This window comes from Arthrobacter sp. P1_B11 (genome assembly GCF_056406715.1).
Genome location: NZ_JBFTZQ010000002.1, coordinates 80,617 through 104,876, shown reverse-complemented (window position 1 = coordinate 104,876; position 24,260 = coordinate 80,617). Strand labels below are relative to the sequence as shown.

Genomic DNA, 24,260 nt, shown 5'->3' with positions numbered 1-24,260 from the left:
CGCCCGGACGCGCGCGTAAAATCCGGACTGTCGATCCTGGGATTGGCGGCTCCGGGACGCGACGCCGGACCCACGTGCGGTCAGCGAAGCGGAGAGTTTCCGGATGCTCGGACCGCGGAAGCCAGGAGCTAGTCATGAATACGGTCAGAAAAGTCGCAATGAACTCTGCCCTCGTCGCGGGCCTCGTGGGTGGCGGTGCGTATCTCGCCATGGGCTACCCCGTCATTGCATCAAGCACCAACGCCGGCAGTCAGTCCAGCACGGACTCCGCCAAGGGCAGCCACCAGGCCAACGGGATCACGGAGAAGCTGCTGACCGGGAGTACTGCCACGAGGGTGCGGAGCGCGGTCCTCGCCGCCAACCCCGGCGCGGCCGTCCACCGTGTTGAAAACGACGCTGAGGGAGCCGTCTACGAGGCACACATCACGAAGGCCGACGGCTCGCTGGCGACCGTGAAGCTGGACGCCTCCTTCAACATCACCGCCACGGAAGCCGGCCGGGGACGCTATTAAGACCAGGCGTACGGGGGAACGGCGTCGCCGCGCGTAAAGGGCTTGAACCAATCCCGGACGTCAGGCTTTCCCGCGCCGTTGGCGCCTGCTTCATCAGGGAGCAATTCATCAGAGTTCAGTGCTTCATCGGGGTGCAGTTCTTCGTCGGAGTACAGTGCTTCACACTCGGCGTCCTCGAGCAGGACTTCCTCAACGTTCGCCCGCCACTCATCGGGAAGATCGAGTTCGTAGATGTCCTCGGTGATCTCGGCCTGATCGAGCAGGCAACGCACTGCGAGCTCGCCCGCAAGGCAGCCGGGAGCGGTCCATCCCCGCGCCAGGGACGCGGTGACGTCCGCCGCAACCACAATGAACTTCTGCGTGAACTTCGCGTCATACTTTGCGGCGAACTGCGGCGGCAGCGAGGACAGAACCGAGGTCCCGGCGATGTCGGCAGGCGTGACTGCGTCCAGCTTGTTCAGCGTTCCCAGATCCCGAAACAGCTGGTCGATGAGGACACTGGATGAATTCCACAGGAGGCCGGCCAAGAGGCACGTCTGCCGCACGGACATCTGCCGCTCGTCCGGAGCGACGGACGCCATCTCTTCCAGGTCCTCAGGATCAAACTGAAGCCGCTGCTCTGCGGTCATCTCATCGGGGTGCGGGTCCAGGCCCAGGAGCTCAAGGCTCAGGCCGGTGAGCTTCCCGGCGTCAGCCAGAAGCTCTTTGGTGATGTCGTCGTCGTCGTCGGCACTCATGGCACCGATGCTACCTGTCATCCGGGTATTGCCCGCGAACTGTGACGCGGCCGAGCGGGGGACCCGGCCCTTACGCAGCTGCTGCTTGGAAGTGTTTTTCGATGAGTCCCTTGATGTCCTCGTGGCAGCCGCCGCAGCCGGTGCCGGCGCGCGTGGCCGAGGAAACCTCTGCCACGGTGGAGCAGCCCCCCGTCACCGCCTCCGTGATCTTGCCTCCGCTGACGCCCGCACACCGGCACACGGTGCTTTCCGGGTCACTGGAAGCGCCGGCTGAGGCCAGCTGGTCCGGTCCGTCAAGCCGCAGGAGCAGGGATCGGTCGGCGGGCAGCTCAGCACCACGTTCGAAGAGCTGCACCAGCTCGCCGGCGGTCCGGGGCATGCCCACGCTGACCAGGCCCTCGAGTACACCGCCGCGGGTGGTCATTTTCACGTAGCGTCCGTGCTCGGGATCGGCCCACTGGGCGATCTGGAGCCGCGGCCGGCCGTTGACCGCTCCCGCTGTCAGGACTTCCTCGTCCCACGGCTCGGCCGAGTTGTCCCCTGCCACGGCCATGTTCATGCCGCGTGCCTTGAGCACGATCACGCCGGGCTTCTCTTGGGGGAGGGCGGGCAACGAGTCCGCGTCCTCCTGGGGGCCCCCGGCAAGCAGCAGCAGGTATTCGGCGAGCCATTCGGCCTGCCGCCAGCCCGGTCCCACCAGGCCGGACGGTCCCCGGGCGGTGCGGCATTCGATGCATTCCGGCTCCGGGCAGCGGACCTCGGCGCAGTCGCCGATGGCGAAGATGTGCGGTTCGTGGTGGGCGCGGAGGCGGTGGTCCACGAGGATTCCCGTCCCCGTTGACAGCCCGCAGCCCTCCGCGAGCTCGGTACGCGGACGGACGCCGCAGGACAGGACCAGGAGGTCGCCGTCGATCGCCGAACCGTCGTCGAGCAGCAGAGCCGAGAACCCGCCGTCGGGAGCGTTGTGCTCAACGCCCGTGGAACGGGCGTTGCCGGCAACGCGGACACCGCAGTTGCGGAGGCTGGCGGCTAGCACCGCGCCGCCCCCGCGGTCGATGTTGCGGCCCAGCGGGTGCGGACCGTTGTGGACCACGGTAACCGTGGCGCCTTCCTCGGCTGCGGCGAGGGCCGTCTCGAGGCCCAGGACACCGCCGCCGAGCACCACCACCCGCTTGCGCCCGGCAACAGCCTTGCGGAGCACCTCGGCGTCGCGCAGGTCACGCAGTGCCGTGACGCCTTCCGGCAGGACCGGGGCCGCAGGGTCGGGGTTGATGCCGGTGAGGTTGGGGATGACCGGCCGGGAACCGGTGGCGAAGACCAGCCGGTCGTAGTGGGCCGAGGTCCCGTCAGAGAGAATGACGTTCTGCCGTGCCCGGTCCACGCGCTTGACCTTGACGCCCAGCCGGACGTCAACGCCGTCCGCGGCGAGGACCGCGGCGTCGGCCAGTGCCAGCGCTTCCGGAGTGGTGCGGCCCACGCCGAGGTCGGCCACCAGCACGCGGTTGTAGGCGGCGTCGGCCTCCTGGCCGATGACCGTCACCCCGACTTGTCCGGCCCGCACGCCGGGCAGGAGCTCGTCGACCAGCCGTGCGGCCACCGGACCAAATCCGACAATTACAATCTGCTCGCTCATGAGGCCTCCGATGTCTGAAGAACACTGGTGTTTAGTACGTTCGCGGCCAGCCGGACCCATACCTTGTTGAATTTGAATTCGGGCATCCCGGAGATGGGATCCGTGGCGGCTTCCGTCAGCCGGTTCGCGCTCTCCAGCTCCGGGAAGTGGAACGGCAGGAACACGGTCTCGGGGCGGATGGCCGTGCTGAGCTCTGCCCGGCAGACCACCTCGCCGCGCTCGTTTGCCACCGAAACCAGCGCACCGTCGGTGATGCCCATTGACGCTGCGGCCGCGGGGTGGATCTGCATCCTGGCTTCGGGCTGGGAAGCAAGGAGTTCGGAGACACGCCGCGTCTGGGCTCCCGACTGGTAGTGCTCCAGCAGGCGGCCGGTAATGAGGGTCATGGTTTTGGCCGCCGGGTCGGTATTCGCTGCCGGAGTCCGACGGCGGCGGGGCGCCACCGGGGTCATGACGGCTTTGCCGCCCGCGTGCGCAAAGGCGTCCAGGAACAGCCGCGGCGTGCCGGTGCTTCCGGCGGGGTAGGGCCAGTAGGCGGCCTCGCCCTTGTCCAGCATGGCGTAGTCGATGCCGGAGTAGTCGGCCAGGCCGCCGGCGGATGCCAGCCGGAGCTCTTCGAAAACAGTCTCCGGGTCGTCGCTGAAGGTGGACGGCGCGTCCAGGGCCTCAGCCAGCTGCGACATGATCCAGAGCTCGCTGCGGGCTCCGGCAGGCGGTTGAATTGCCTGGCGGCGGCGGAGGACGCGGCCTTCGAGGTTGGTCAGCGTGCCTTCCTCCTCGGCCCATTGAAGCACCGGCAGGACGAGGTCAGCCTCTGCGGCGGTCTCGGACATGAAGAAGTCGCAGACCATGAGGAAATCCAGGCTGCGGAGTCCGTCGATGACCGAGTTGGCGTCCGGGGATGCGACGGCGATGTTGGAGGCATGCACGAAGAGGCAGCGGACGCCGTCGGGCTGTCCCAGGGACTTCAGGAGCTGCACGGCCGGCAGTCCGGGACCGGGGATGAGGTCCTCCGGCACATTCCATACCTTGGCCATGTGGGCCCTGGCCGCGGGATCGGTGATCTTGCGGTAGCCGGGCAGCTGGTCGGCCTTCTGGCCGTGTTCGCGGCCGCCCTGGCCGTTGCCCTGGCCGGTGAGGGTGCCGTAGCCGCTGCGGGCGGTGCCCGGCAGCCCGAGCAGGAGGCTGAGGTTGATGGCCGCAGTGGCGGTGTCGGTGCCGTCCACGTGCTGTTCCACGCCGCGGCCGGTGAGGATGTAGCTGCCGCCGCGGCGGGCGCCGTCGGCAAGCCGGCGTGCCGTCTCGCGGATGAGATCGGCGGGAACGCCGGTGATGGACTGGACGCGCTCAGGCCAGAACGCGTTGACGCTGCGGACCAGTGCGTCGTAACCGTTAGTGCGGGCCTGGACGTAGTCCGTGTCCACGAGTCCTTCGTGGATGACCACGTGGGCGAGGCCGAGCAGGAGGGTGAGGTCGGTGCCCGGCAGGGGCTGGAGGTGGAGGCCGCCGCCGTCGGCTGTGAAGGCCGCGGTGGCGGACCGGCGGGGGTCCACCACGATCAGACCGCTGGCGTCGCGGACGCCCTGCAGGTGCTGGACGAAGGGCGGCATGGTCTCGGCGACGTTGGAGCCGAGCATCATGATGGTGCTGGCGGTGTCCAGTGCCTCCAGCGGAAACGGCAGCCCGCGGTCCAGGCCGAAGCTGCGCATGCCGGCCGCCGCCGCGGAGGACATGCAGAACCGGCCGTTGTAGTCGATGCGGGACGTGCCCAGCGCGATGCGGGCGAACTTGCCCAGCTGGTAGGCCTTCTCGTTCGTGAGGCCGCCGCCGCCGAAGACTCCGACTGCGTCGGCTCCGTACTTCGCGCGGGTGTCCTTGACAGCGGTGGTGATGCGGGCCAGAGCCTCGTCCCAGGTGATGGGGCGGTGGACGCCGTCGGGACCCTTCAGCATAGGCTCGGTGACGCGCCCGGGGTGGTGCAGGAGGGATGCCGAGGTCCAGCCCTTGCGGCAGAGGCCGCCGCGGTTCGTGGGGAACTCGCGGCCGCTGACTTCAAGGGCCGGCGCAGCCGGCACGGGCTCTGACCCCGGCTGGACAGCCGGGGTCAGAGCCGCTGGAGACTTGAGCGTCATGGCGCACTGCAGGGCGCAGTAAGGGCAGTGCGTGTCGGCGCTTTTGGTCATGTTAGACGTGTCCCATCGCGTTTCGGTTGGCGTTGCGGATGTAGCAGAACCAGCAGACCGCCAGCATCAGCACATAGGCGCCGACGAAGCCGTAGAACGCCGGGGTGTAGGAGCCGCTGGCCGTGTTGGAGGCGTTCAGGACCTGCGGGATAACAAACCCGCCGTAGGCGCCGATTGCGGAGATCAGGCCGAGGGCCGAGGAAGCCAGACGCTGAGTGGTGACCGTGCTGGCACCGGAGCGGGCTGCCCGGCTGGAGATGGCGAAGATCACCGGGATCATGCGGTAAGTGGCGCCGTTTCCGAAGCCGCTGGCGGTGAAGAGCATCAGGAACAGGACCAGGAAGAGCCAGAAGTTCTTCAGGGGGAGCGTCCAGATCATCGTCAGCGTGATGACGGCCATGGAGGCGAAGGCTGCAACGGTCATGCGGGCGCCGCCCATGCGGTCAGCCATGCGTCCGCCGTAGGGGCGGGCCAGGGAGCCGACCAGCGGGCCGAGGAAGGCCAGCGAAAGGGCTACGGTGCCGACTCCGATGGAGGAGAAGGCGGGGAAGTAGTCCTTGATGAGCTTCGGGAACACGCCGGCGAAACCGATGAAGGAGCCGAACGTGCCGATGTACAGCAGGGCCATGATCCACAGGTGCGGTTCCTTCAGGGCGGCCAGCGACCCCGCCACGTCTCCCTTGGCACTCGTGAGGTTGTCCATGTACTTGTAGGCGCCGAAGGCAGCGATCAGGATCAGCGGAACCCACATGAGGCCTGCGACCGGAAGGTTGACAGTGCCGGCGGCAAGGAGCGTGATGGCGATCGGAACGGCAAGCTGCGCGACGGCGGCACCCATGTTTCCGCCCGCGGCGTTCAGTCCCAGGGCCCAGCCCTTTTCACGCGCCGGGTAGAAGAAGGTGATGTTCGCCATGGAGCTGGCGAAGTTGCCGCCGCCGAAGCCGGCCAGGGCCGCCACGAGCAGCATGACGCCGAACGGTGTGTCCGGGTTGGAGACGCACATCGCCAGGCCGACCGAGGGAATCAGAAGGAGTGTCGCCGAAACGATCGTCCAGTTCCGGCCGCCGAAGCGCGGGACCATGAAGGTGTAGGGGATGCGGAGCGTGGCGCCTACGAGACTCGGCATGGAGATGAGCCAGAAGATTTCCGACGTGCTGAAGGTAAAGCCTGCGGCCGGAAGCTGGACCACAACGATGGACCAGAGCTGCCAGACAACGAAGCCGAGGAATTCGGCGAAGATGGACCAGTTGAGGTTCCGGCGCGCAATGGCGCGGCCCTGGGTTTCCCACTGGTGCTTGTTCTCTGCATCCCAGTTGGCGATCCAGCGGCCGGGGCGGACCTCAAGGGCGGGGGCGTCTGTGGTGGGGGCTGAAGCGGGCTGCGCGTTGGCGGAACCTGAGGCGCTTCCGAGCCACGGCTCGGCGGCAAGATCGAGGGAATTGCCGGTGCCGGTATCTGCGGGGCGGTCAGCAGTCACGGTGTACCTCCTTGGGGAATGTTGTTCTTCCAAGGTAGGGAAGCCGCGTTTCGCGGACGGTCGCGGTTTGTTAACGTGCTGTGACATTTGCCTATCAGCCTTCTGCCTGCAGCGTTAGGCTAACTGGGCGACGCCATTTTGAGACAACCCGATTTGTCCGCATGGTGGACGATTTGTCCATTGAATGGACTGCGGGAACTAATATTGAACTCTGTTTTATCCCGTAGTTGGACGGCGGTCGGAAGCATCGTCCGTCCAGTCCTAGTGAAAGCGCCACTACATGTCATCCACTGCCACCTCGCAGCCCGGCTCCGCCAAGCAGGTGAACTCGCGCGGCCGCGTGATCGTCGCGAGCCTCATCGGCACCACCGTCGAGTTCTACGACTTTTACGTGTACGCCACCGCCGCGGTGCTCGTCTTCCCGAAGCTGTTCTTTCCGGGCCAGAACGAAACCACCCAGCTGTTGAGCTCCTTCGCAGTCTTCGGCGTCGCGTTCATCGCCCGCCCGCTTGGATCCGTGGTCTTTGGCCACTTCGGGGACAAGTTCGGCCGCAAGGGCACCCTCGTGGCGTCCCTGCTGACCATGGGTATTGCAACGTTCCTGATCGGCTGCCTGCCAACGGCCACGGTCCCGGGCTGGCAGTTCTGGGCTCCGGCGCTGCTGGTGATCATGCGCTTTGCACAGGGCCTGGCCCTCGGCGGCGAATGGAGCGGAGCGGCCCTCCTTGCAACCGAGAACGCCCCGGCCAACAAACGCGCCATCTACGGCACGTTCCCGCAGCTGGGCGCGCCCATCGGCTTCATCATCGCCAACGTGATCTTCCTGGTGGCCAACTACACCCTCACCCCGGCCGCCTTCGAAGCCTGGGGCTGGCGGGTGCCGTTCCTGCTCAGCGCCGTCATGGTGATCATCGGCCTCTACGTGCGGCTCAAGCTCATCGAAACGCCGGCCTTCACAAAGGTCCTCGAATCCAACGAAGTGGCCAAGCTCCCCATCGGCCGGGTCTTCAAGTCCAGCTGGCGTCCGCTCATCCTGGGCACGTTCATCATGCTGGCAACGTATGTGCTGTTCTACCTCATGACCACCTTCACGCTGACCTACGGCACCCGCCCGGCCACTCTGGAAGCGGCCAAAGCGGCAGCGGAAAAGACCGGCAAGCCGATGACCGAGGCCGCAGCCGCTGCCTTTGTCCCGGGCCTGGGCTACACGCGCAACGACTTCCTGTGGATGCTGATCGCGGGCGTGGTGTTCTTCGGAATCTTCACGCTGGTCTCAGGCCCGCTGGCCGAAAAGTACGGGCGCCGCAAGATGCTAATCGCCGTCACCTCGGGCATCTTTGTCTTCGGCCTGCTGTTCGTCCCGCTGTTCAGCGGCGGCTTCGTGGGCACCATGGCTGTGCTGATCCTCGGCTTCACCCTGATGGGCCTCACCTTCGGACCCATGGGCGCCCTGCTGCCAGAGCTGTTCCCGACCAACGTCCGATACACGGGATCGGCCGTGAGCTACAACGTCTCCAGCATCCTCGGTGCGGCCGTGGCGCCGTTCATCGCCGTGTGGCTGTGGGAAACGGCGAAGGGTAGCCCGGTCCTGGTGGGCGTGTACCTAAGCGTCATGGCAGTGCTGACGCTGATTGCACTCTTCCTGAGCAAGGAAACCCGGGACCTGGACTACGAAAACAACGTGGCCTGACGCCTCGGTTCCTGCCGGCCCACTGGTTCGGCAGATGAAAATGCCCGGTGTGAAATTCACACCGGGCATTTTCATGTGCTGTTTCGCGTCACCTCGGGGTGGGGCGGCCTTAGAGCGGATCAGTCCTCGATGGTGGTGATGACGGCGCCCGCGGCCACCGTCAGACCCGCTGTTGCGGCCAGTCCGGTGATTGTGCCGGAACGGTGGGCTGTCAGCGGCTGCTCCATTTTCATGGCTTCAAGCACGACGACGAGATCCCCTTCGGCGACGACGTCACCGTCGGACACGGCCACCTTCACGATAGTTCCCTGCATGGGCGAGGTCAGCGCATTGCCGCCGGCCGCCACTGCGGCGCCGCCTGAGCGGCTCCGCTTCTTGGACTTGGCCGGCTTTCCGCCGCCGGTGGGCGCGCCGCCGAATCCGAGTGACGCGGGCAGTGCCACTTCAAGGCGCTTGCCGCCAACCTCCACCACGACGGTCCGGCGTTCGCCGGCTTCCTCCGCTTCGGAGACGGCTCCAGCGGGCGTCCAGGCGGGGAGGTCGTTGACGAACGCCGTTTCAATCCACCGGGTGTGGACCTTGAAGGGGCCCTCGGCGGGAGCGAAGTCCGGGTTGCTGACGACGGCCAGGTCGAAGGGGATGACGGTGGGGATGCCTTCCACCACCATCTCCTCCAGAGCCCGGCGGGAACGCTGCAGGGCCTGGGCGCGGGTACTGCCGGTGACGATCAGCTTGGACAGCATGGAGTCGAAATTGCCGCTGATGACGTCGCCCTGCTCCACGCCCGAGTCGATGCGGATGCCCGGGCCGGTGGGGTTCTTCAGCGCGGTGATCGTGCCCGGGGCGGGCATGAAGTTGCGGCCCGGGTCCTCGCCGGTGATGCGGAATTCGATGGAGTGCCCGCGGACCTCGGGATCACCGTAGCCCAGTTCCTCGCCGCGGGCGAGGCGGAACTGTTCGCGGACGAGATCGATCCCGGTGACTTCCTCGGAGACGCAGTGCTCCACCTGGAGGCGGGTATTGACCTCAAGGAAGGAGATGGTGCCGTCCTGGCCCACAAGGAATTCGCAGGTGCCGGCGCCGAGGTACCCGGCTTCCTTCAGGATGGCCTTGGAGGACTGGTAGAGGCGCTGGTTCTGTTCTTCGGTGAGGAAGGGGGCAGGCGCCTCCTCGACGAGCTTCTGGTTGCGGCGCTGCAGCGAGCAGTCACGGGTGGAGACGACGACGACGTTGCCGTGCGCGTCGGCGAGGCACTGGGTCTCAACATGGCGGGGGGCGTCCAGGAAGCGCTCGATGAAGCACTCGCCCCGGCCGAACGCCGCGGTGGCCTCACGCACGGCGGATTCGAAGAGCTCGGGGATTTCCTCGCGGGTGCGGGCTACCTTGATGCCGCGTCCGCCGCCGCCAAAGGCCGCCTTGATGGCGACCGGCAGGCCGAACTTGTCCACGAATTCGAGGATTTCCTCAGCGGATTCAACGGGATCGGCGGTGCCGGGAACCTGCGGGGCGCCAACCTTTTCGGCGATGTGGCGGGCCTGGACCTTGTCGCCGAGGGCGGAAATGGCTCCCGGGGACGGTCCGATCCAGGTGATGCCTGCCCCGATGACCATGGCCGCGAACTGCGCATTTTCAGCGAGGAAGCCGTAACCGGGGTGGATGGCATCGGCGCCGGACTGGTGGGCTGCCTCGATCAGCTTTTCCATCACCAGGTAGGATTCTGCGGCGGTATTGCCGCCCAGTGCATAGGCCTCGTCTGCCAGCCGGACATGGAGGGCATCGCGGTCGGGATCGGCATAGACGGCAACGGAGGCTATGCCTTCGTCACGTGCTGCGCGGATGATGCGGACTGCGATCTCACCGCGGTTCGCGATCAGAACCTTGGTCAGTCGCTTGGAGCTCGTCAGGGCGGCGCCTGCGGAGCTTGGGACGGTGGTGCCGGCACCTGCGATGGCGCTGGCGTTAGGGCCGCCGCTCGCCGCGGATTGCTCTGGACTTGCGGACTGCTCCGAATTTGCTGACAAGGCGTCTCCTTCTTTCCTTCAGGGAGCCTAGCGCGATTTTGAGGGTTCCGCCGATATTGCTTGCGGATTCCGCGCGTAATGCCCCGAACCTTTGTAGGGAAGCTACAAAGAGCTGCGAATCAACTCACTCTGCGCGGACCTCCGCGGGATCAACGGCCCCGCCGGTCCAAAGGTCGGTGACGTCCACCGCCGCCTGCCCCAGCAACCCGCGCAGGGTCGAGATGGAGAGTCCGACGACGGTGTGCGGGTCGCCGTCGACCTTGCGGATGAAGGCTCCGCCGTAGCCGTCGATCGTGAAGGAGCCCGCGCACTGGAGCGGCTCGCCGGTGGCGATGTAGCTGTCGATCTCGGCCTCGCTCATGTCCATGAAGTGCACCTCGGCGGAGCAGACGGAACCGAGCGTCGCCCCGGAGCCGGGGCCGCCGTCGTCATTTGAATCGGTGTCCCGGCAGTCCACGAGCCAGTGTCCGGTGTGCAGCACGCCCATGCTGCCGCTCATCCGGAGCATCCGCTCCTTGGCGACCTCCGGGGTGTAGGGCTTGCCGTGGGCCTCGCCGTCGAACTCGAAGACCGAATCGCAGCCGATCACCAGGGCGCCCTCGGCCTCCGGAAGCGAGGCTACGGCCTCGGCCTTTGCCCGGGCCAGCAGCAGGGCGGTATCGTGCGGGTCGGTCACGCCGTAGCGGGCCTGAACGGCGTCCTCGTCCACATCGGAGACGAGGACCTTGTGAGCGATGCCTGCGTTGCTGAGCAACTTGGTGCGGGCGGGGGACTGGGAGGCAAGAATGAGGCGGGTCACCGCTCCAGCCTAATCCCGGAAGCCGTTTCGGATCCGCTGCAACAGCCCACCCTTAAATGTCACAGCCCGCAGGAACACTTGCATCATCGACGGAATCAGGGATCGGAAGGGGCCTCAACAATGGCCGGACGCGATGATTACGATAGCCGTGGCTTGATCACCATGGGGAACCGCATGCTTCGGGAAATGACTTTGCCCGAGGATACTGCCGGGCTGATCGAACACTACCGGCGGCTGGACGAGCTGAGCTCTGCACTGAGGACCGTTAGGACGCGTCTTGAAGTCGCGGTCGTCCTCAGCCGTGTGCCGGCAGCTACGTCCGGGATGGGGGCCTCCCCGATGGCCGCCGAAGCGGATGATCGGCTTCGGCGGGCCCTCAGTAACGTGATGGCCCTTATTGTCAGAGCCCACAGCGACACTTGAGCTATGAACGGTAATTGGGGGTCCGACGCGGTTCCGGCCGCAGTGGGGTACGGTTGCGCCTGCAGCTGCTGTCAGGCGCCGGCAACGGACGATGCAGCCTTAGCCCTGTGCGCAGGCATGGCCGAGCAGGACGGTGCCCGCCTGATTGATGAGATCCGGACACTGGAAGACAGAAAGTCTGCCTTGGCTGCCCGTCAGGCCCGCCTGTCCGTCGCCTTCGACCAGCTGCAGCGCCGGCAGAAGTCTGACGTCGGGATCCCCGCTGACCAGCTCGGGGCAGGCATTGGAGCACAGATTGCCCTCGCGCGTCGCGAATCCCCGGCCAAGGGAAACCGGTTGTTGGGCCTGGCCAAGGCCTTGGTGATTGAGATGCCGCACACGCTCGCTGCCTTGGAGGCGGGGCAGCTGAACGAGTGGCGGGCCACGTTGCTGGTGCGCGAAACGGCGTGTCTGTCCTCCGCGGACCGCTGTGGCGTCGACGAGGAACTCGCGCCCGACGCAGGAACGCTGGCCGGTGTAGGAGACCGGGCACTGGTGGCCGCCGCCCGTACCGCCGCCTATCGCCGCGACCCGCGCTCCGTCACGCAGCGCGCCGCCCACGCCGCCACCGAACGGCACGTCAGCCTCCGTCCCGCTCCGGACACCATGTGCTACTTGACCGCCCTGTTGCCCGTCTCGGCCGGTGTGGCCGTGCACGCAGCGCTCAGCCGCCACGCGGACTCCCTCCGCTCCGGCGGGGATGAACGTTCCCGGGGGCAGATCATGGCCGACGCCCTGGTTGAAAGGATCACGGGTACACCAGGCGGGATCACGGGGATCGAGATCCAGCTCATCATGACCGACCGCACGCTGTTCCAGGGCGACTCCGAACCGGCCCGGCTGCCCGGTTACGGTGTGGTCCCGGCGGGCTGGGCAAGGGATGCCCTCAAGGAAGCCGCTGCAATGGAAGGCGTGTTCTCCGCTTCCAACGACGTTGAGGCATGGCTGCGACGGCTCTACGCGGCTCCGGGTGCCGGAGAGCTGGTTGCGATGGATTCCCGGGCCAGACTGTTCCCCGCCGGGCTGCGCCGCTTCATCGAGGCCCGCGACCACACCTGCCGCGCCCCGTACTGTGATGCTCCGGTCCGCCACTATGACCACATCGTTCCGTGGCATCGCGGCGGACCCACCACCCACGGAAACGGTGCCGGGCTCTGCGAAGCCTGCAACCACACTAAAGAAGCGCCTGGTTGGACAGTGAAGCCCCTTGGTTCCCGCGACGCCGGCCGGTTCAGGCACACTCTCGAAATCCGGACCCCGACGGACCACAGTTACCGCTCCACTGCGCCACCTTTGCCCGGAACTCAGCTTGACGCTTCGAACGCGGAAGCCTGCCGGCGCAGACGTGAACTCCGGCGCTCCGCGAAGGTTCGTAGGCGGGCAAGGGGTGTGCTCGCGGCGGAAGCTCCTCGCGCGGCCTGAGCTGGCAGCGAGTGGTCCGCCGTGTCATGCAGCCGTGCACCTTCACTGTTGCGGCGCGTGCCCGTCCGCGTGCTCGGGTGGCCAGACCGATGTCGCGCGTTTTCTTCCGCTCAGGACAACGCCGAGGAGTTCGTTGGCGAGTCGTTTCGCATCACCGAAGTGTTCGAGCGTGCAGTCGGGCGACGCGGCGACGGCCTAGGGATGCGAGGCAGCGTAGGCGTCCCACTTGCGATCAGCTGCTTGAACATCAGGTGGGGCGACAGGATGAGAATGCACCTCCACGTCGCAGGAGCGGTGCGAAAGCTGCCAGCAGCGCCAGACGAGATCAGCCGGCCGGAGCTTCGGCGGGTTCGGGCACAGAGGCAGCGGCCGCCGTCGTGCTTGGTTTGCGGAGGCGCGCGCCTTCCACATCCACGTCGGGCAGGATGCGGTCCAGCCAGCGAGGCAGCCACCAAGCCTTATCGCCGAGCAGGTACATTGCGGCCGGGACGATCGTCATGCGCACCACGAACGCGTCCACCAGCACGCCGAAGGCCATCGCGAAGCCAAGCGGCCGGACCATGGTCAGGTGCGAGAAGATGAAGCCGGCAAAGACGCTGACCATGATGATCGCAGCGGCGGTGACCACGGCTGCGGCGTGGCTGAACCCGCTGCGAACGGCGTGCCTGGCCGGTTGCCCATGCGTGTACGATTCGCGCATTCCGGAAGTGATGAACACCTGGTAGTCCATGGCCAGCCCGAACAGCACGCCTATCAGGATGATGGGCAGGAAGCTCAGCACCGCACCCGGGTTTGCGACGTCGAACACGGTCCCCAGCCAGCCCCACTGGTAGACGGCAACCACCGCGCCGAACGCGGCGGCGAGTGAGAGCAGAAAACCGCCGGTGGCGAGCAGCGGCACCACGACGGAGCGGAACGCCAGCAGCAGCAGGATCAGGGAAAGCCCGACGACGATGGCCAGATAGGGCGGCAGGGCGTCACCGAGCTTCGTGGAGACGTCCACGTTGCCGGCGGTCTGGCCGGTGAGCCCGATACTGACTCTCGTGGCGTCCCTGATTTCCGCGTTCCGGCCGCGGAGCTCGGAAACCACCCTGACGGTGCTGGCGCTTGCCGGGCCTTCTTTGGGGATCACCTGGAACACCGCGGTGCGGCGGTCCTCGCTCAGCGCCACGGGGACCGCGGCGGTGACGCCGTCCACGCCTCGGAGGATGTCGGCGACGTCGAACTGCTTGGTCTGCGCTTCGGACTCGCTAAGTCCGGCGGGGAAATCGCCCACCACCACGATGGGGCCGGTGACGCCTTCGCCGAAGCTTCGGCCGGTGACGTCATAGGCTTTGAAGGCCTGGGAATCCACCGGTTCGGAACCGCCGTCGGGGAGCGCCAGCCGGAGCTGGCTGGCCGGCAGCGCCACCAGACCGAGCAGGACCACGCCGGCGAGCAGCGCCAGAACTGGGTGCCGCGTGACCAGCCCACCCCAGCCGTGGCTGCTCCGGTGCTCTTCCTTGGCCCGGTCCTCTGCGTCGTGGCCGGGCGCGGCGTTGTGCGCCTCGGCTTTCGCCCAGGCCCTCTTGGAGATGAGCTTCCTGCCCACTAGCGAGAGGACTGCCGGAGTCAGGGTCAGGGCCACGACGACGGCGACGGCCACGGTCGCGGCGGCCGACACACCCATGACAGCGAGGAACGGCAGTCCGGGGACCACCAGTGCGGCCAGGGCAATGATCACGGTCAGCCCGGCGAAAAGTACGGCGTTGCCGGAGGTGCCCGTCGCCAGCGCAACCGATTCTTCGCCCTCCATGCCGGCCAGCAGCTGGCTCCGGTGGCGGTTGACTATGAACAGTGAGTAATCGATGCCGACAGCGAGGCCCAACATCAGCGCGAGCATGGGCGAGATGGAGCTCATGCTAATTACCCCCGTCAGGGCAAAGGTTCCGCCCACCCCGGCCGCCACGCCCACGAGGGCCATGAGCAGCGGGAGCCCGGCCGCAATCAGAGTGCCCAACATGACGATGAGGACCAGGGCGGCGATGGCAATGCCTACGATCTCGGAGATGCCGAACAGTTCCGAGACATCCTCGGTGATTTCCTTGCTGGCCAAGGCGGTGACCCCAGCGGAGTCCACCCCACTGGCGATGTCCTGGACCTGCTCCCTGACCGAGGGCGCCAGGGCATTGATCGAGGTCTTGAACTGGACCTGGGCGATGGCGGCCTTGCCGTCAGCGGAGACAAAACGCATCCCCTGGGAAGCGGCGAGCTGGCGCTTGGCGAGTGCCAGATTTGCCGCGCCGGTCTCAAGTTCCTTGATGCCGGCGTCGAGCTTTTCCCGACCCGCAGCGAGGGCTGCTTTCTGCTGCGCCAGCTGCCCTTCAACCTCTGCCGCCGGAAGCCCGGCGGCAGACATTTGCTGCGCGGCGGCGTCGAGCTGGGCCTTGCCCGCCACGAGCTGAGCGCGTGCCCTATCCAGCTCGGTCTGTCCCGCCGCCGCCTTCTGCTCACCGGCGGTGATGGCCTCGGCGGCCTTGTCCACCTGCGCCTGGGTGGCGAACGGATCCACGGTCCCCTGGACATCGGGGAGAGTCTCCAGCTTGGCGAGGGCGGCGGAGACGGCGTCCTTTCCGGCCTGGCTGAACCGGGCGTCATTGGCTTCGAAGACAATTCCCGCGGAACCTCCCGAAGACTGGGGAAGATCCTGCTTCAGCTTGTCCAGCATGCGCTGGGTTTCAGTACCCGGGATCTGGAAATTGTTGGACATGGTTCCGTGGAACGCGGCTGCTGAGCCGCCGACAGCCACGAGGACCGCCAGCCAGAGCGAGATGACGATCCACCGGTGCCCGTAGGAAAACTTGCCGAGTCGGTAAAGCAGAAGTGCCATGTCAGGACCGTTCTGAGGAGTGCGGGGCAGGGGAGTCGCTTTGTAGGGGCTGGGATGCCGGAGAATCCGGGTGCTGCGGAGCCGAGGCGGCGAAGCCGGAACCCAGCAGTGCCATCGAATCGATCAGCAGTTGCCGGAGGATGGCCAGTGATTCCGCCGAGAGGTCTGTTCCGCAGCGGCTGAACCACACCTCCATCGCGGCCTTCCCGCAGGAGATGACGGAACCGGCGAGGGCCCGCAGGTAGAGCTCGTCCATGTCCCCGTCCATGTCCACGGCCGGGTTCCGGGCGGCGCGCTCTCGGGCGGCAGCGATGATCTGCTCGGTGCAGTGGTCCCACGCCTCAAGCTCGGACCGGGCCAGCAGGGGACTGGCCTGAGTCAGGCTGAAGAGCTCGGCCATCGGTGCGACCGTCATGGGGTCGGCGAGCTCAACGAGGGCTGCGCGGGCTGACTCAAGGATGGGCTCGTCCGCCGGTCGGAGCCGGAACTGCTCCAGCGCAGTGTCGAGGAAGCCGTGCGTCACCGAAGCGATGGCCGCCTCGGTGCTGCTGAAGTAGTTGAAGAAAGTGCGGCGGGAGATGCCTGCCGACTCGGCAATGTCCTCCACGGTGAAATTGCCGGGGCCTGCGCTGCGCAGAAGCCCCAGGGTTGAATCCGAGATGGCCTGGCGGGTCGCGGCTTTGTTGAGTTCGCGCCGCGAAGGTGATGCCGGCGGCTGGGCGGCCGGCGGAGAAATGGAAGTGAACACGCAGTTACACTACGTGCATCTTTGCACTCTGCGCAAGAAAAGCCCTCAACGTCAGCCTCAGCCGTCATAGGTTCCGCACGGGATTCATATGTACTTCACAGGCCCTTCATAGCCGCCACTTATGTGGGTGGTGCAAGCTGGTCTCATGGCCGGTACGGCCGGCGAGGATGGAGCCGTCGTCTCCGTAAGGCAGATCCAGGAGAGAGATCATGAAGCGTACGAAGAAAATGGCACTTAGCCTTGGCATGGCGGCCGTGGCGCTTGGTGCCGGGTTTGGCGTGACGGGAATGGCTGCCGCCTCGACGGCCACTCCGACTCCAACGCCCAGCTCCAGTAGCCCTTCCGGCAATGCTCCCGACGCGCAGCGGTTCGACGGCGGGGGCAGGCATGGGCACGGACACGGTCACGGGGAACACGGCGATAGGGCCGCGGCGCTCGCGTCCAAACTGGGCGTCGATCAGGCCAAGGTCGCCGACGCGCTAAGGACATTCCGTGATGCAAACCGGCCTTCTGCGCCCCGCGCCGACGGGCAAAAGCCGGACCAGGCTGCGATGGAGTCGGCATTGGCCGCATCGCTGGCACAGTCCCTCGGAATAGACGAGGCCAAGGTCAAGACCGCACTGGAAGAACTGCGCACTGAGGCGCAGAAGAGCCGGGCGGCAGCTTTGAAGTCGCGCCTCGACCAGGCGGTTACTGACGGCACGCTGACGCAGGCTGAGGCGGACGCGGTGACTAAGGCGGTCGAAAACGGCGTGATCGGCGGCGGCCACTAGCCTTCCGAATGCTGCGCCGCTTCCGAATGCTGCGTGCCCTGTCCGGCGCGGGCTATGAGGCGCGGTTGACCGCGGCCAGGATAGCCGCGCCCAGTTCGGCCGGCTTGGTGAACTGCGGCCAGTGCCCCGTTGGCAGGTCCACCAGCTCGACGTCGCGTATGCGTGCCAATTCCTCCACGTACGGGTGGCCCGCGTCCATCCACTCGGTGAGCAGGGTCGTCGGGAACTCGCAGGCGATCACGGTGGCCGGGACTTCGTAACGCCGCTCGTCATGAAGATGCTGCCGGTCATAAGCCACGCCTTTGGGCTCCGGGATGGCGCGTGCCCGGAACATGGTCCGCAGCCCGTCGTCCAGATCGACGAGGTCCTCGTCGTCGAAGCCGTCCCACGGCGGAAGCGGCACGTCGTCCCCTTCGGCCGGTAGTTGGTCGTTGATGACGCCGCCCTCTCCCAGCGGACCGCTGTCCACGTAGATGGCATGAACCACGCGGTCCGGACGCCTGTCGATGGCGCCATGGATGATCGCGCCACCGCCCGAGTGGCCCACCAGCACCACCGGGCCGTCGAGCGCGTCTACCGCCGCCACGACGGCGTCGATGTGGTCGCGCAAGCCTATGCCGGCACGCGGTGCGTCTGCTGCCTCCAGGCCGGGCAGCGTCATGGGGTGGACGCGGTGCCCCGCCGCGACGAGCGGGGGCGTCACCTCCGACCACGAAGAAGCGTCCAGCCAGAATCCGGGAACCAGGATGACGTCCATGGACGGTACCCTACCCCAACGCCCGCGCACGGCAGGTGCCCCGGCGGCGATTCGGCTTAAGCTATGCCTGGGGTCGGCCAGCTCCCGGCCCTGCGCAGCCGCGGCGGAACCATCGGCGGCTGCCCGGTCATCCGCGGGGGAGTCATCCGAGAAGGGATCACTGGAGCGGGGGGTGCGGTGCAGAGCGCCTCGTCCAGGATGCCCCGGCGCTTGGCCACAAGGGCGGGTACGAGGGCCTGCCCGGCCACGTTGACAGCCGTGCGGGAGGCCGGCAGCGCCTACGGAGTTAGCTGACGCCGGCGATAGCGGATGTGGGTGGTCAGCGGTGAGTGAAGCACCTCGGCGGGTTCGAAGCCGAAGGATTCAACCCCGTCGAAGATGCGCTCGCCCGAACCGAGCAGGACCGGTGCGATGTCGAGGGTGAGCTCGTCGATCACGCCGGCGATGAGTGCCTGTCGGACGGTCGAGGCCCCACCGGCGATGTCCACGCCGTTGTCCCCGGCGGCCTGGCACGCTGCGGAGTAGGCCGCGTCGAAGCCCTCGGTGACGAAGTGGAAGGTCGTCCCGCCGTCCATCTGGATGGGGTCATGGCCGTGATGGGTCAACACGAACACCGGCGCGTGGTACGGCGGTTCGGCTCCCCACCACCCGGTCCATTCCTCATCCCAGTCCCCGCGGATCGGGCCGAACATGTTCCGACCCATTACATACGCGCCCCGCGGGCGCATGAGCCACTCGTTCGCGACCTTGTCGGCATGGTTCGCTCGCGGGTCGCCGATGTGCCAGCCGTGCAGCTCCAGCCCCCGCTTGCCCAGAGGGTCCTCGCGGCTCTGGTCCGGCCCGGCGACGAAGCCGTCCAGCGAGATTGACATGTGGCAGGTGGTGTCTGGCACCGCGAACCTCCTGAGTCAATGCGACTTGCATGCGGTCGCGTGTGGATTGTGGCGATGCTAGCACGGGATGGCATCCTCGCCGACCGCCTCCGGCGGCGGGTCGCCGACAGGGTTTCCTCCTAAGCCCATCCGGCCTTCAATTCAATCGCGGCCCCCCAATTCGCCCACGAGTGGGCCGAATCTGGTCAAGACCAGCCACGATTCGACTCGCAGAAGCGGTACTGACCGTTCTTGTATTTGCCATTTCATTCGGATTGTCACCCGCGGCGATCTGGTTGCTGCCGGCTGGGATAAGTTGTCGGAAATATTCTCCGGACCATTGCCCCCGGTTGCCTCTGCGCTTCTGATCCTGGCGTTCTGGATGCCACCACAACTCCTGCGATTCGATTTAGGACAGTAGGACTACCATGTCGGAATGAAGACGCCGGCGCGATCAGCTCTCCCTTCCTGGCTTTCTGAAATGCGCGGTGGAAATGCAAAAACGGAACTCACTGTGTCTGAGTTCTTTCCCATGGACCTTCCAGCATTTTGCCGGGTCTTCAACCCTGCTCGCGCTACCGGAGTCTCCAGGAGCTGGACAGAAGTGGCTGGAAAGGCCGCCACTATTACCGGTCGCACGCAATGGCGGGATGTCGCCATCCAGCCCGGTGCCTCTGGACTGCCCCGCTTGGACCCGATAATGGGCGGCATCGACATGGAGGTAGCGGCTGCGTTGGCGTCCGTTTTGGGTGAACACACCCAGACTCCAGACCCTGTCTATTTTCTTGCGTGGGAGGGTTACGCCGGCCTAAATGATGCCTACCGTGGTTCGGAGACTGTCCTTGGCTCTTATGGCAGGCAGATGCATGTGCTGCACGGTTCGCTTGCAGATGTGGGCCCATCTGCGGCGGCTAGAGAGGCGGATATGCCTCTCTGGTGGATCCCCGAGGACGGTTCCTGGGCAGTCGGCAATGACATCTATGCGCGCAGCGTGTACGTAGGGGGATCTGCAGAGTGCATCGAAGACGTACTCCGGACACCCGTGCTGGAGTGCGTCCGAGTGGCAGCAAGCGAGCAAGTGGTCGCAGAGGATTATTAAATAGCGACGTTCACTGCCCCGACATCGGCCCGCTGGGCCAGCTGATCATCGGCTCCGCTATTCGGTTCGAGGAACCTACGAGGACAATTTTGCCCCCTAGCCATTCGAAGGCGAATCGCTAGGGGGCAAGGATCATGACTTCGCCGGTTTACGCAGCAGCAGTGCCACGAGCAGGACGGTGATCAGGCACAGTCCAGCGTTCGCTCCAATGGCGAAGGTGACCGAGAAGCCTAAGTGCTCTCTGCCCGTCACGCTGTGATCGCAGTACATTCGGCACCAATCCAACGCTTTGTGAAGCAGTTCCCACAGCGCATATGGCAGACATCTCCCCGGGCCCGGGATTTCGACAGGCTCAATCAGCGGTGGGCGGTTGGGCCCGGGATTTCGACAGGCTCAATCAGCGGTGGGCGGTTGGCCCGGGATTTCGACAGGCTCAATCAGCGGTGGGCGGTTGGGCCCGGGATTTCGACAGGCTCAATCAGCGGTGGGCGGTTGGGCCCGGGATTTCGACAGGCTCAATCAGCGGTGGGCGGTTGGGCCCGGGATTTCGACAGGCTCAATCAGCGTGAGACCTACCCGAGCATCGCGCGCTTGAGTGTGTCGAGCCCGACGGACCCGATGTTCAGTGCCTTGGTGTGGAACGCCTTGAGATCAAAGCCGGGCCGGGATTCCAGTTCCGAACGGATCTGCTCCCACAGCCGTTGGCCCACTTTGTAGGACGGTGCCTGGCCCGGCCAGCCGAGGTAGCGGGCGAATTCGAACTGCAGCTGCCCCTCGCTGATCTCCAGGTTGGCTTTGAGGAAGTCGAAGCCCTTTTCCGGCGTCCACGTACCTGATCCCCAGCGCGCCGGTACCTCTAGCTCCAGGTGGAGGCCGATGTCGAAGACCACGCGGGCAGCCCGCATCCGCTGCATGTCCAGCATGCCCATGTGGTCGCCGGGATCCTTGAGGTAGCCAAGCTCCTCCATCAGCTTTTCCGCGTACAGTGCCCAGCCTTCGCCGTGTCCGGAGGTCCAGCAGACGTTGCGGCGCCAGCTGTTCAGGAGTTCGCGCCGGTAGACGGCAGTGGCGATCTGGAGGTGATGCCCGGGCACGCCCTCGTGGAACACGGTGGTGGTTTCCGCCCAGGTGGTGAACGTGTCCTCGCCGGCCGGCACGGACCACCACATGCGTCCGGGACGGCTAAAGTCGTCCGACGGGCCGGTGTAGTAGATGCCGCCCTCGTCTGTCGGAGCGATGAGGCACTCCAGAGTCTTCATGACATCCGGGATTTCAAAGTGAACGTCGGCCAGGTCGGCCACGGCACGGTCCGAAAGCTCCTGCATCCACGCCTTCAGGGCATCGGTGCCCTTCAGCTGGCGGGACGGATCGCCGTTCAGGATTTCCTTGGCTTCCGCGATGGAAGCCCCGGGCCGGATCTCCCTGGCAACGGCTTCCTGCGCGGTGATGATCCGCTCCAGTTCCCCGATGCCCCACGCATACGTTTCCTCCAGGTCCACGGCCGCCCCGAGGAAACCGCGGGAGGCCAGGGCGTACCGCTCCCTTCCGACGGCGTCCTTTTCGGGGGCGGCGGGCAGAAGTTCATCCTTGAGGAACGCTGCGAGTCCGGCATACGCGGTCCGGGCGGCGGCAGTGCCGGCGTCGAGTTTTTCCTGGGGCCCGGCCGGCAGGGGGCCGTCGGCGGTCTTGGCGCCGGCCGCGAGCTTCGCGAAAAAGCCGTCAGCTGCTGCGTACTTGGTGGCCTGTTCGATGACGATCGATACCTGGCGCGAAGCGGATACCCGACCGGCTTGCCTGGCTGAGCGGAGGGACTCGATGTAGCCGCGGATGGCGCCGGGTACGTTGCCGGCCCTGCCGGCTATGTGTTCCCAGTGCTCCTCAGTCTCCGTGGGCATGAGGTCGAAGATGGAGCGGATGTTCTGGGCCGGAGATTCAATGTTGTTCAGTTCGGCGGTATCCCAGCCCGATTCGTGGAACTCCAGCTGCAGCCCGAGGCGTTCACGCAGGGCATCCAGCGTGACGGCGTCCACGTCGTCCACGGGAGCCAGCCCAGCGAGGGCATCGAGGGTCTCGCGGGCTGCGGCAGCGAATTCTTCGATCCCGGCAGGCGAAAAGTCCTGAAACTCCGTGTCGTGGCCAGGCACGCCCAGGGTGGTGGCAAGGCTCGGATCGAGCCGGATGAGCGTGTCCGTGTAGGCGTCTGCGACGGCATCGATGGCGGTTTTGGGGCGCACGGGCGCTGAGGTTTCACTAGTCACCCCAAGAGACTAACCGCGGAAGCCCAGTTATGAAAGACTTACTGAACTTTGCGGGGGCTAGCCCCGGCTTCGCTTCCAGGCGCCCGGACCGGGTGTCGGCGCCAGCCGCAGCTGCTCCCGGCGCACCCAGTGGCGAACGCTTGGCTTCGTGGAATCGGCCGTCTCGGCTGAGCCGATGGAAAGGACGACGGCGGTCAGCGCCGCCAGCTCCTCGGGCGTCGGTTCTCCCTTGACGACCGAGAAGAGCGGGGTTTCGGGCGCCGCGGTTTCGACGGGCTCAACCGGCCGCTTTGCGGCCGGAATTTCCGATGGATCGGTTGCCGGGGTCACAGCGGGATGTTTCCGTGCTTCTTGGTGGGGAGGCTGGCGCGCTTGTCGCGGAGCGCCCGGAGTCCCTTGATAATCTGCAGCCGGGTGTCCGACGGGGCGATGACCGCGTCAAGATAACCGAGTTCCGCAGCTTGGTACGGGTTGAGCAGCTCCTCCTCGTACTGCCGGATGACGTCGGCGCGCCTGGCCTCAACGTCCCCGCCCGCCTCGGCGACGGCGGCGAGCTCGCGCCGGTAGAGGATGTTGACGGCACCCTGAGCGCCCATGACGCCGATCTGGGCAGTGGGCCAGGCGAGGTTGAGGTCGGCGCCGAGCTTCTTGGAGCCCATCACGATGTAGGCGCCGCCGTAGGCCTTCCGCGTGATCACGGTGAGCTTGGGCACCGTGGCCTCGGCGTAGGCGTACAGGAGTTTGGCGCCGCGGCGGATGATGCCCTGGAACTCCTGGTCCTTGCCCGGCAGGAAGCCCGGCACGTCCACGAGGGTGATGATGGGAACGTTGAAGGCGTCGCAGTGCCGCACAAAGCGTGCTGCCTTCTCGGAGGCCGAGATGTCCAGGGTGCCGGCGAACTGCATGGGCTGGTTGGCCACGATGCCGACAGTGTGGCCCTCGACCCGGCCGTAGCCGATGATCACGTTCGGGGCGTACAGGGACTGCATCTCCAGGAAGTGGGCGTCGTCGACGATCTGCTCGATGACCTTGCGCATGTCGTACGGCTGGTTCGCCGAGTCCGGGATCAGCGTGTCCAGGGCGAGGTCGTCGTCGTCGAGCTCCAGGTCCTGCTGGTGCTCCAGGACGGGGGCCTCGGAAAGGTTGTTGGAGGGCAGGAAGTCCAGCAGTTCCCGGACGAACTCGATCGCATCGGCTTCATCCGACGCCAGGTAGGTGGAGGTGCCCGTGGTCGCATTGTGCTGCCGGGCGCCGCCCAGCGTCTCCATGTCCACATCCTCGCCGGTGACGGTCTTGATGACGTCGGGGCCGGTGATGAACATGTGGGAGGTCTTGTCCACCATCACCACATAGTCGGTGAGGGCCGGGGAGTACGCGGCGCCGCCGGCGCAGGGGCCCATGATGAGGGAGATCTGCGGGACGACGCCGGAGGCGTGCACGTTGTTGCGGAAGATGTCCGCGAACATCGCCAGCGAGGCCACACCCTCCTGGATGCGGGCGCCGCCGCCGTCGTTGATGCCCACCACCGGGCAGCCGTTGCGCAGCGCGAACTCCTGGACCTTGACAATCTTTTCGCCGTTAACCTGGCTCAGCGAACCGCCGTAGACGCTGAAGTCCTGGCTGTAGAGCGCCACAAGGCGTCCGTCCACGGTGCCGTAGCCGGACACGACGCCGTCGCCCAGCGGCTTCTTCTTTTCCATGCCGAACGCTGTGGAGCGGTGCACGGCCAGGGCATCGAACTCGACGAAGGAGCCGGCGTCCACGAGCAGGTCGATGCGCTCGCGGGCGGTGTTCTTGCCGCGGGCATGCTGCTTCTCGATCGCTTCCGGGCCGGAGGGCTGCTCTGCGCTGGCCTGGCGGTCGCGGAAATCGGCAATCTTTCCCGCCGTCGTGGTCAGATCGTGGCTCATGAAGTGTCTCCGGCTCTGTAGCTGATCGGTGCTGTAGC

Annotated in this window: 18 protein-coding genes; 5 read left to right on the top strand and 13 right to left on the bottom strand. The window is 66.3% G+C overall.

Annotated features, from left to right (window positions below):
• Positions 1 to 134 precede the first annotated feature (134 nt).
• A complete protein-coding gene (locus AC1D14_RS02645) occupies positions 135 to 512 on the top strand; it encodes a PepSY domain-containing protein (protein ID WP_476880937.1) in 378 nt (125 codons plus the stop codon).
• On the opposite strand, the gene AC1D14_RS02640 is transcribed toward AC1D14_RS02645, so the two are convergent.
• The 4 genes from AC1D14_RS02640 to AC1D14_RS02625 form a co-directional block, all read right to left on the bottom strand.
• Positions 509 to 1,249: a hypothetical protein gene (locus AC1D14_RS02640; protein ID WP_476880936.1), complete on the bottom strand. Its 741-nt coding sequence runs from the start codon at positions 1,247 to 1,249 to the stop codon at positions 509 to 511. The two genes, AC1D14_RS02645 and AC1D14_RS02640, sit on opposite strands and share 4 nt — an antisense overlap.
• A gap of 70 nt (positions 1,250 to 1,319) precedes the next feature.
• Positions 1,320 to 2,882, bottom strand: a complete 1,563-nt coding sequence (locus AC1D14_RS02635; RefSeq protein ID WP_476880935.1) for an FAD-dependent oxidoreductase — start codon at positions 2,880 to 2,882, stop codon at positions 1,320 to 1,322.
• Positions 2,879 to 5,065: a molybdopterin oxidoreductase family protein gene (locus AC1D14_RS02630; RefSeq protein WP_476880934.1), complete on the bottom strand. Its 2,187-nt coding sequence runs from the start codon at positions 5,063 to 5,065 to the stop codon at positions 2,879 to 2,881. Before AC1D14_RS02630 ends, AC1D14_RS02635 begins: the two co-directional genes overlap by 4 nt.
• Position 5,066: 1 nt before the next feature.
• Positions 5,067 to 6,542 carry an MFS transporter gene (locus AC1D14_RS02625; protein ID WP_476880933.1) on the bottom strand — a complete coding sequence of 492 codons (1,476 nt, stop codon included), beginning with the start codon at positions 6,540 to 6,542 and terminating at the stop codon, positions 5,067 to 5,069.
• A gap of 280 nt (positions 6,543 to 6,822) precedes the next feature.
• Between AC1D14_RS02625 and AC1D14_RS02620 the strand changes: the two genes are divergently transcribed.
• Entirely contained in the window at positions 6,823 to 8,232 is a 1,410-nt protein-coding gene (locus AC1D14_RS02620) for an MFS transporter (protein ID WP_230119923.1), read from the top strand.
• Between the two features lie 119 nt (positions 8,233 to 8,351).
• Here AC1D14_RS02620 and AC1D14_RS02615 read toward each other — a convergent pair whose 3' ends face one another.
• Together AC1D14_RS02615 and AC1D14_RS02610 are read right to left on the bottom strand one after the other, a co-directional pair.
• The gene (locus AC1D14_RS02615; protein ID WP_230119927.1) at positions 8,352 to 10,136 is read right to left on the bottom strand and encodes an acetyl/propionyl/methylcrotonyl-CoA carboxylase subunit alpha; all 1,785 of its coding nucleotides are present in this window, start codon (positions 10,134 to 10,136) and stop codon (positions 8,352 to 8,354) included.
• 241 nt (positions 10,137 to 10,377) lie between these two features.
• Positions 10,378 to 11,052 (bottom strand): Maf family protein, encoded by a 675-nt coding sequence (locus tag AC1D14_RS02610; RefSeq protein ID WP_230119922.1) that lies wholly within the window; start codon positions 11,050 to 11,052, stop codon positions 10,378 to 10,380.
• Between the two features lie 540 nt (positions 11,053 to 11,592).
• Here AC1D14_RS02610 and AC1D14_RS02605 point away from each other — a divergent pair.
• Positions 11,593 to 12,936, top strand: coding sequence for an HNH endonuclease (locus tag AC1D14_RS02605; protein WP_476968019.1), 1,344 nt, complete (start codon positions 11,593 to 11,595; stop codon positions 12,934 to 12,936).
• Positions 12,937 to 13,261: 325 nt separating this feature from the next.
• Here AC1D14_RS02605 and AC1D14_RS02600 read toward each other — a convergent pair whose 3' ends face one another.
• Entirely contained in the window at positions 13,262 to 15,805 is a 2,544-nt protein-coding gene (locus tag AC1D14_RS02600; RefSeq protein WP_476968018.1) for an MMPL family transporter, read from the bottom strand.
• 1 nt (position 15,806) lies between these two features.
• Positions 15,807 to 16,553, bottom strand: coding sequence for a TetR/AcrR family transcriptional regulator (locus AC1D14_RS02595; protein WP_476968017.1), 747 nt, complete (start codon positions 16,551 to 16,553; stop codon positions 15,807 to 15,809).
• Positions 16,554 to 16,762: 209 nt separating this feature from the next.
• Between AC1D14_RS02595 and AC1D14_RS02590 the strand changes: the two genes are divergently transcribed.
• Positions 16,763 to 17,326: a hypothetical protein gene (locus AC1D14_RS02590; RefSeq protein ID WP_476880929.1), complete on the top strand. Its 564-nt coding sequence runs from the start codon at positions 16,763 to 16,765 to the stop codon at positions 17,324 to 17,326.
• A 52-nt stretch (positions 17,327 to 17,378) separates the two neighbouring features.
• Here AC1D14_RS02590 and AC1D14_RS02585 read toward each other — a convergent pair whose 3' ends face one another.
• Together AC1D14_RS02585 and AC1D14_RS02580 are read right to left on the bottom strand one after the other, a co-directional pair.
• Positions 17,379 to 18,083 (bottom strand): alpha/beta fold hydrolase, encoded by a 705-nt coding sequence (locus AC1D14_RS02585; protein WP_230119926.1) that lies wholly within the window; start codon positions 18,081 to 18,083, stop codon positions 17,379 to 17,381.
• A gap of 278 nt (positions 18,084 to 18,361) precedes the next feature.
• Positions 18,362 to 18,976: a dihydrofolate reductase family protein gene (locus AC1D14_RS02580; RefSeq protein ID WP_230119916.1), complete on the bottom strand. Its 615-nt coding sequence runs from the start codon at positions 18,974 to 18,976 to the stop codon at positions 18,362 to 18,364.
• A 679-nt stretch (positions 18,977 to 19,655) separates the two neighbouring features.
• Between AC1D14_RS02580 and AC1D14_RS02575 the strand changes: the two genes are divergently transcribed.
• Entirely contained in the window at positions 19,656 to 20,054 is a 399-nt protein-coding gene (locus AC1D14_RS02575; RefSeq protein WP_476968016.1) for a hypothetical protein, read from the top strand.
• Between the two features lie 572 nt (positions 20,055 to 20,626).
• Here AC1D14_RS02575 and AC1D14_RS02570 read toward each other — a convergent pair.
• Genes AC1D14_RS02570 through AC1D14_RS02560 form a run of 3 tightly spaced genes read right to left on the bottom strand, consistent with a single transcriptional unit; the run spans position 20,627 to position 24,222 of the window.
• Positions 20,627 to 22,312: a DUF885 domain-containing protein gene (locus tag AC1D14_RS02570; RefSeq protein ID WP_476968015.1), complete on the bottom strand. Its 1,686-nt coding sequence runs from the start codon at positions 22,310 to 22,312 to the stop codon at positions 20,627 to 20,629.
• Positions 22,313 to 22,369: 57 nt separating this feature from the next.
• Entirely contained in the window at positions 22,370 to 22,615 is a 246-nt protein-coding gene (locus AC1D14_RS02565; protein ID WP_230119925.1) for an acyl-CoA carboxylase subunit epsilon, read from the bottom strand.
• A gap of 23 nt (positions 22,616 to 22,638) precedes the next feature.
• A complete protein-coding gene (locus tag AC1D14_RS02560; RefSeq protein ID WP_476968014.1) occupies positions 22,639 to 24,222 on the bottom strand; it encodes an acyl-CoA carboxylase subunit beta in 1,584 nt (527 codons plus the stop codon).
• Positions 24,223 to 24,260: the final 38 nt, after the last annotated feature.

Bases quoted from the DNA above. Each gene is read 5' to 3' on its own strand.
- AC1D14_RS02645 (WP_476880937.1), top strand. From the start codon at position 135: ATGAATACGGTCAGAAAAGTCGCAATGAACTCTGCCCTCGTCGCGGGC.
- AC1D14_RS02640 (WP_476880936.1), bottom strand. From the start codon at position 1,249: ATGAGTGCCGACGACGACGACGACATCACCAAAGAGCTTCTGGCTGAC.
- AC1D14_RS02635 (WP_476880935.1), bottom strand. From the start codon at position 2,882: ATGAGCGAGCAGATTGTAATTGTCGGATTTGGTCCGGTGGCCGCACGG.
- AC1D14_RS02630 (WP_476880934.1), bottom strand. From the start codon at position 5,065: ATGACCAAAAGCGCCGACACGCACTGCCCTTACTGCGCCCTGCAGTGC.
- AC1D14_RS02620 (WP_230119923.1), top strand. From the start codon at position 6,823: ATGTCATCCACTGCCACCTCGCAGCCCGGCTCCGCCAAGCAGGTGAAC.
- AC1D14_RS02605 (WP_476968019.1), top strand. From the start codon at position 11,593: ATGGCCGAGCAGGACGGTGCCCGCCTGATTGATGAGATCCGGACACTG.
- AC1D14_RS02600 (WP_476968018.1), bottom strand. From the start codon at position 15,805: ATGGCACTTCTGCTTTACCGACTCGGCAAGTTTTCCTACGGGCACCGG.
- AC1D14_RS02590 (WP_476880929.1), top strand. From the start codon at position 16,763: ATGAAGCGTACGAAGAAAATGGCACTTAGCCTTGGCATGGCGGCCGTG.
- AC1D14_RS02585 (WP_230119926.1), bottom strand. From the start codon at position 18,083: ATGGACGTCATCCTGGTTCCCGGATTCTGGCTGGACGCTTCTTCGTGG.
- AC1D14_RS02575 (WP_476968016.1), top strand. From the start codon at position 19,656: ATGGGCGGCATCGACATGGAGGTAGCGGCTGCGTTGGCGTCCGTTTTG.
- AC1D14_RS02560 (WP_476968014.1), bottom strand. From the start codon at position 24,222: ATGAGCCACGATCTGACCACGACGGCGGGAAAGATTGCCGATTTCCGC.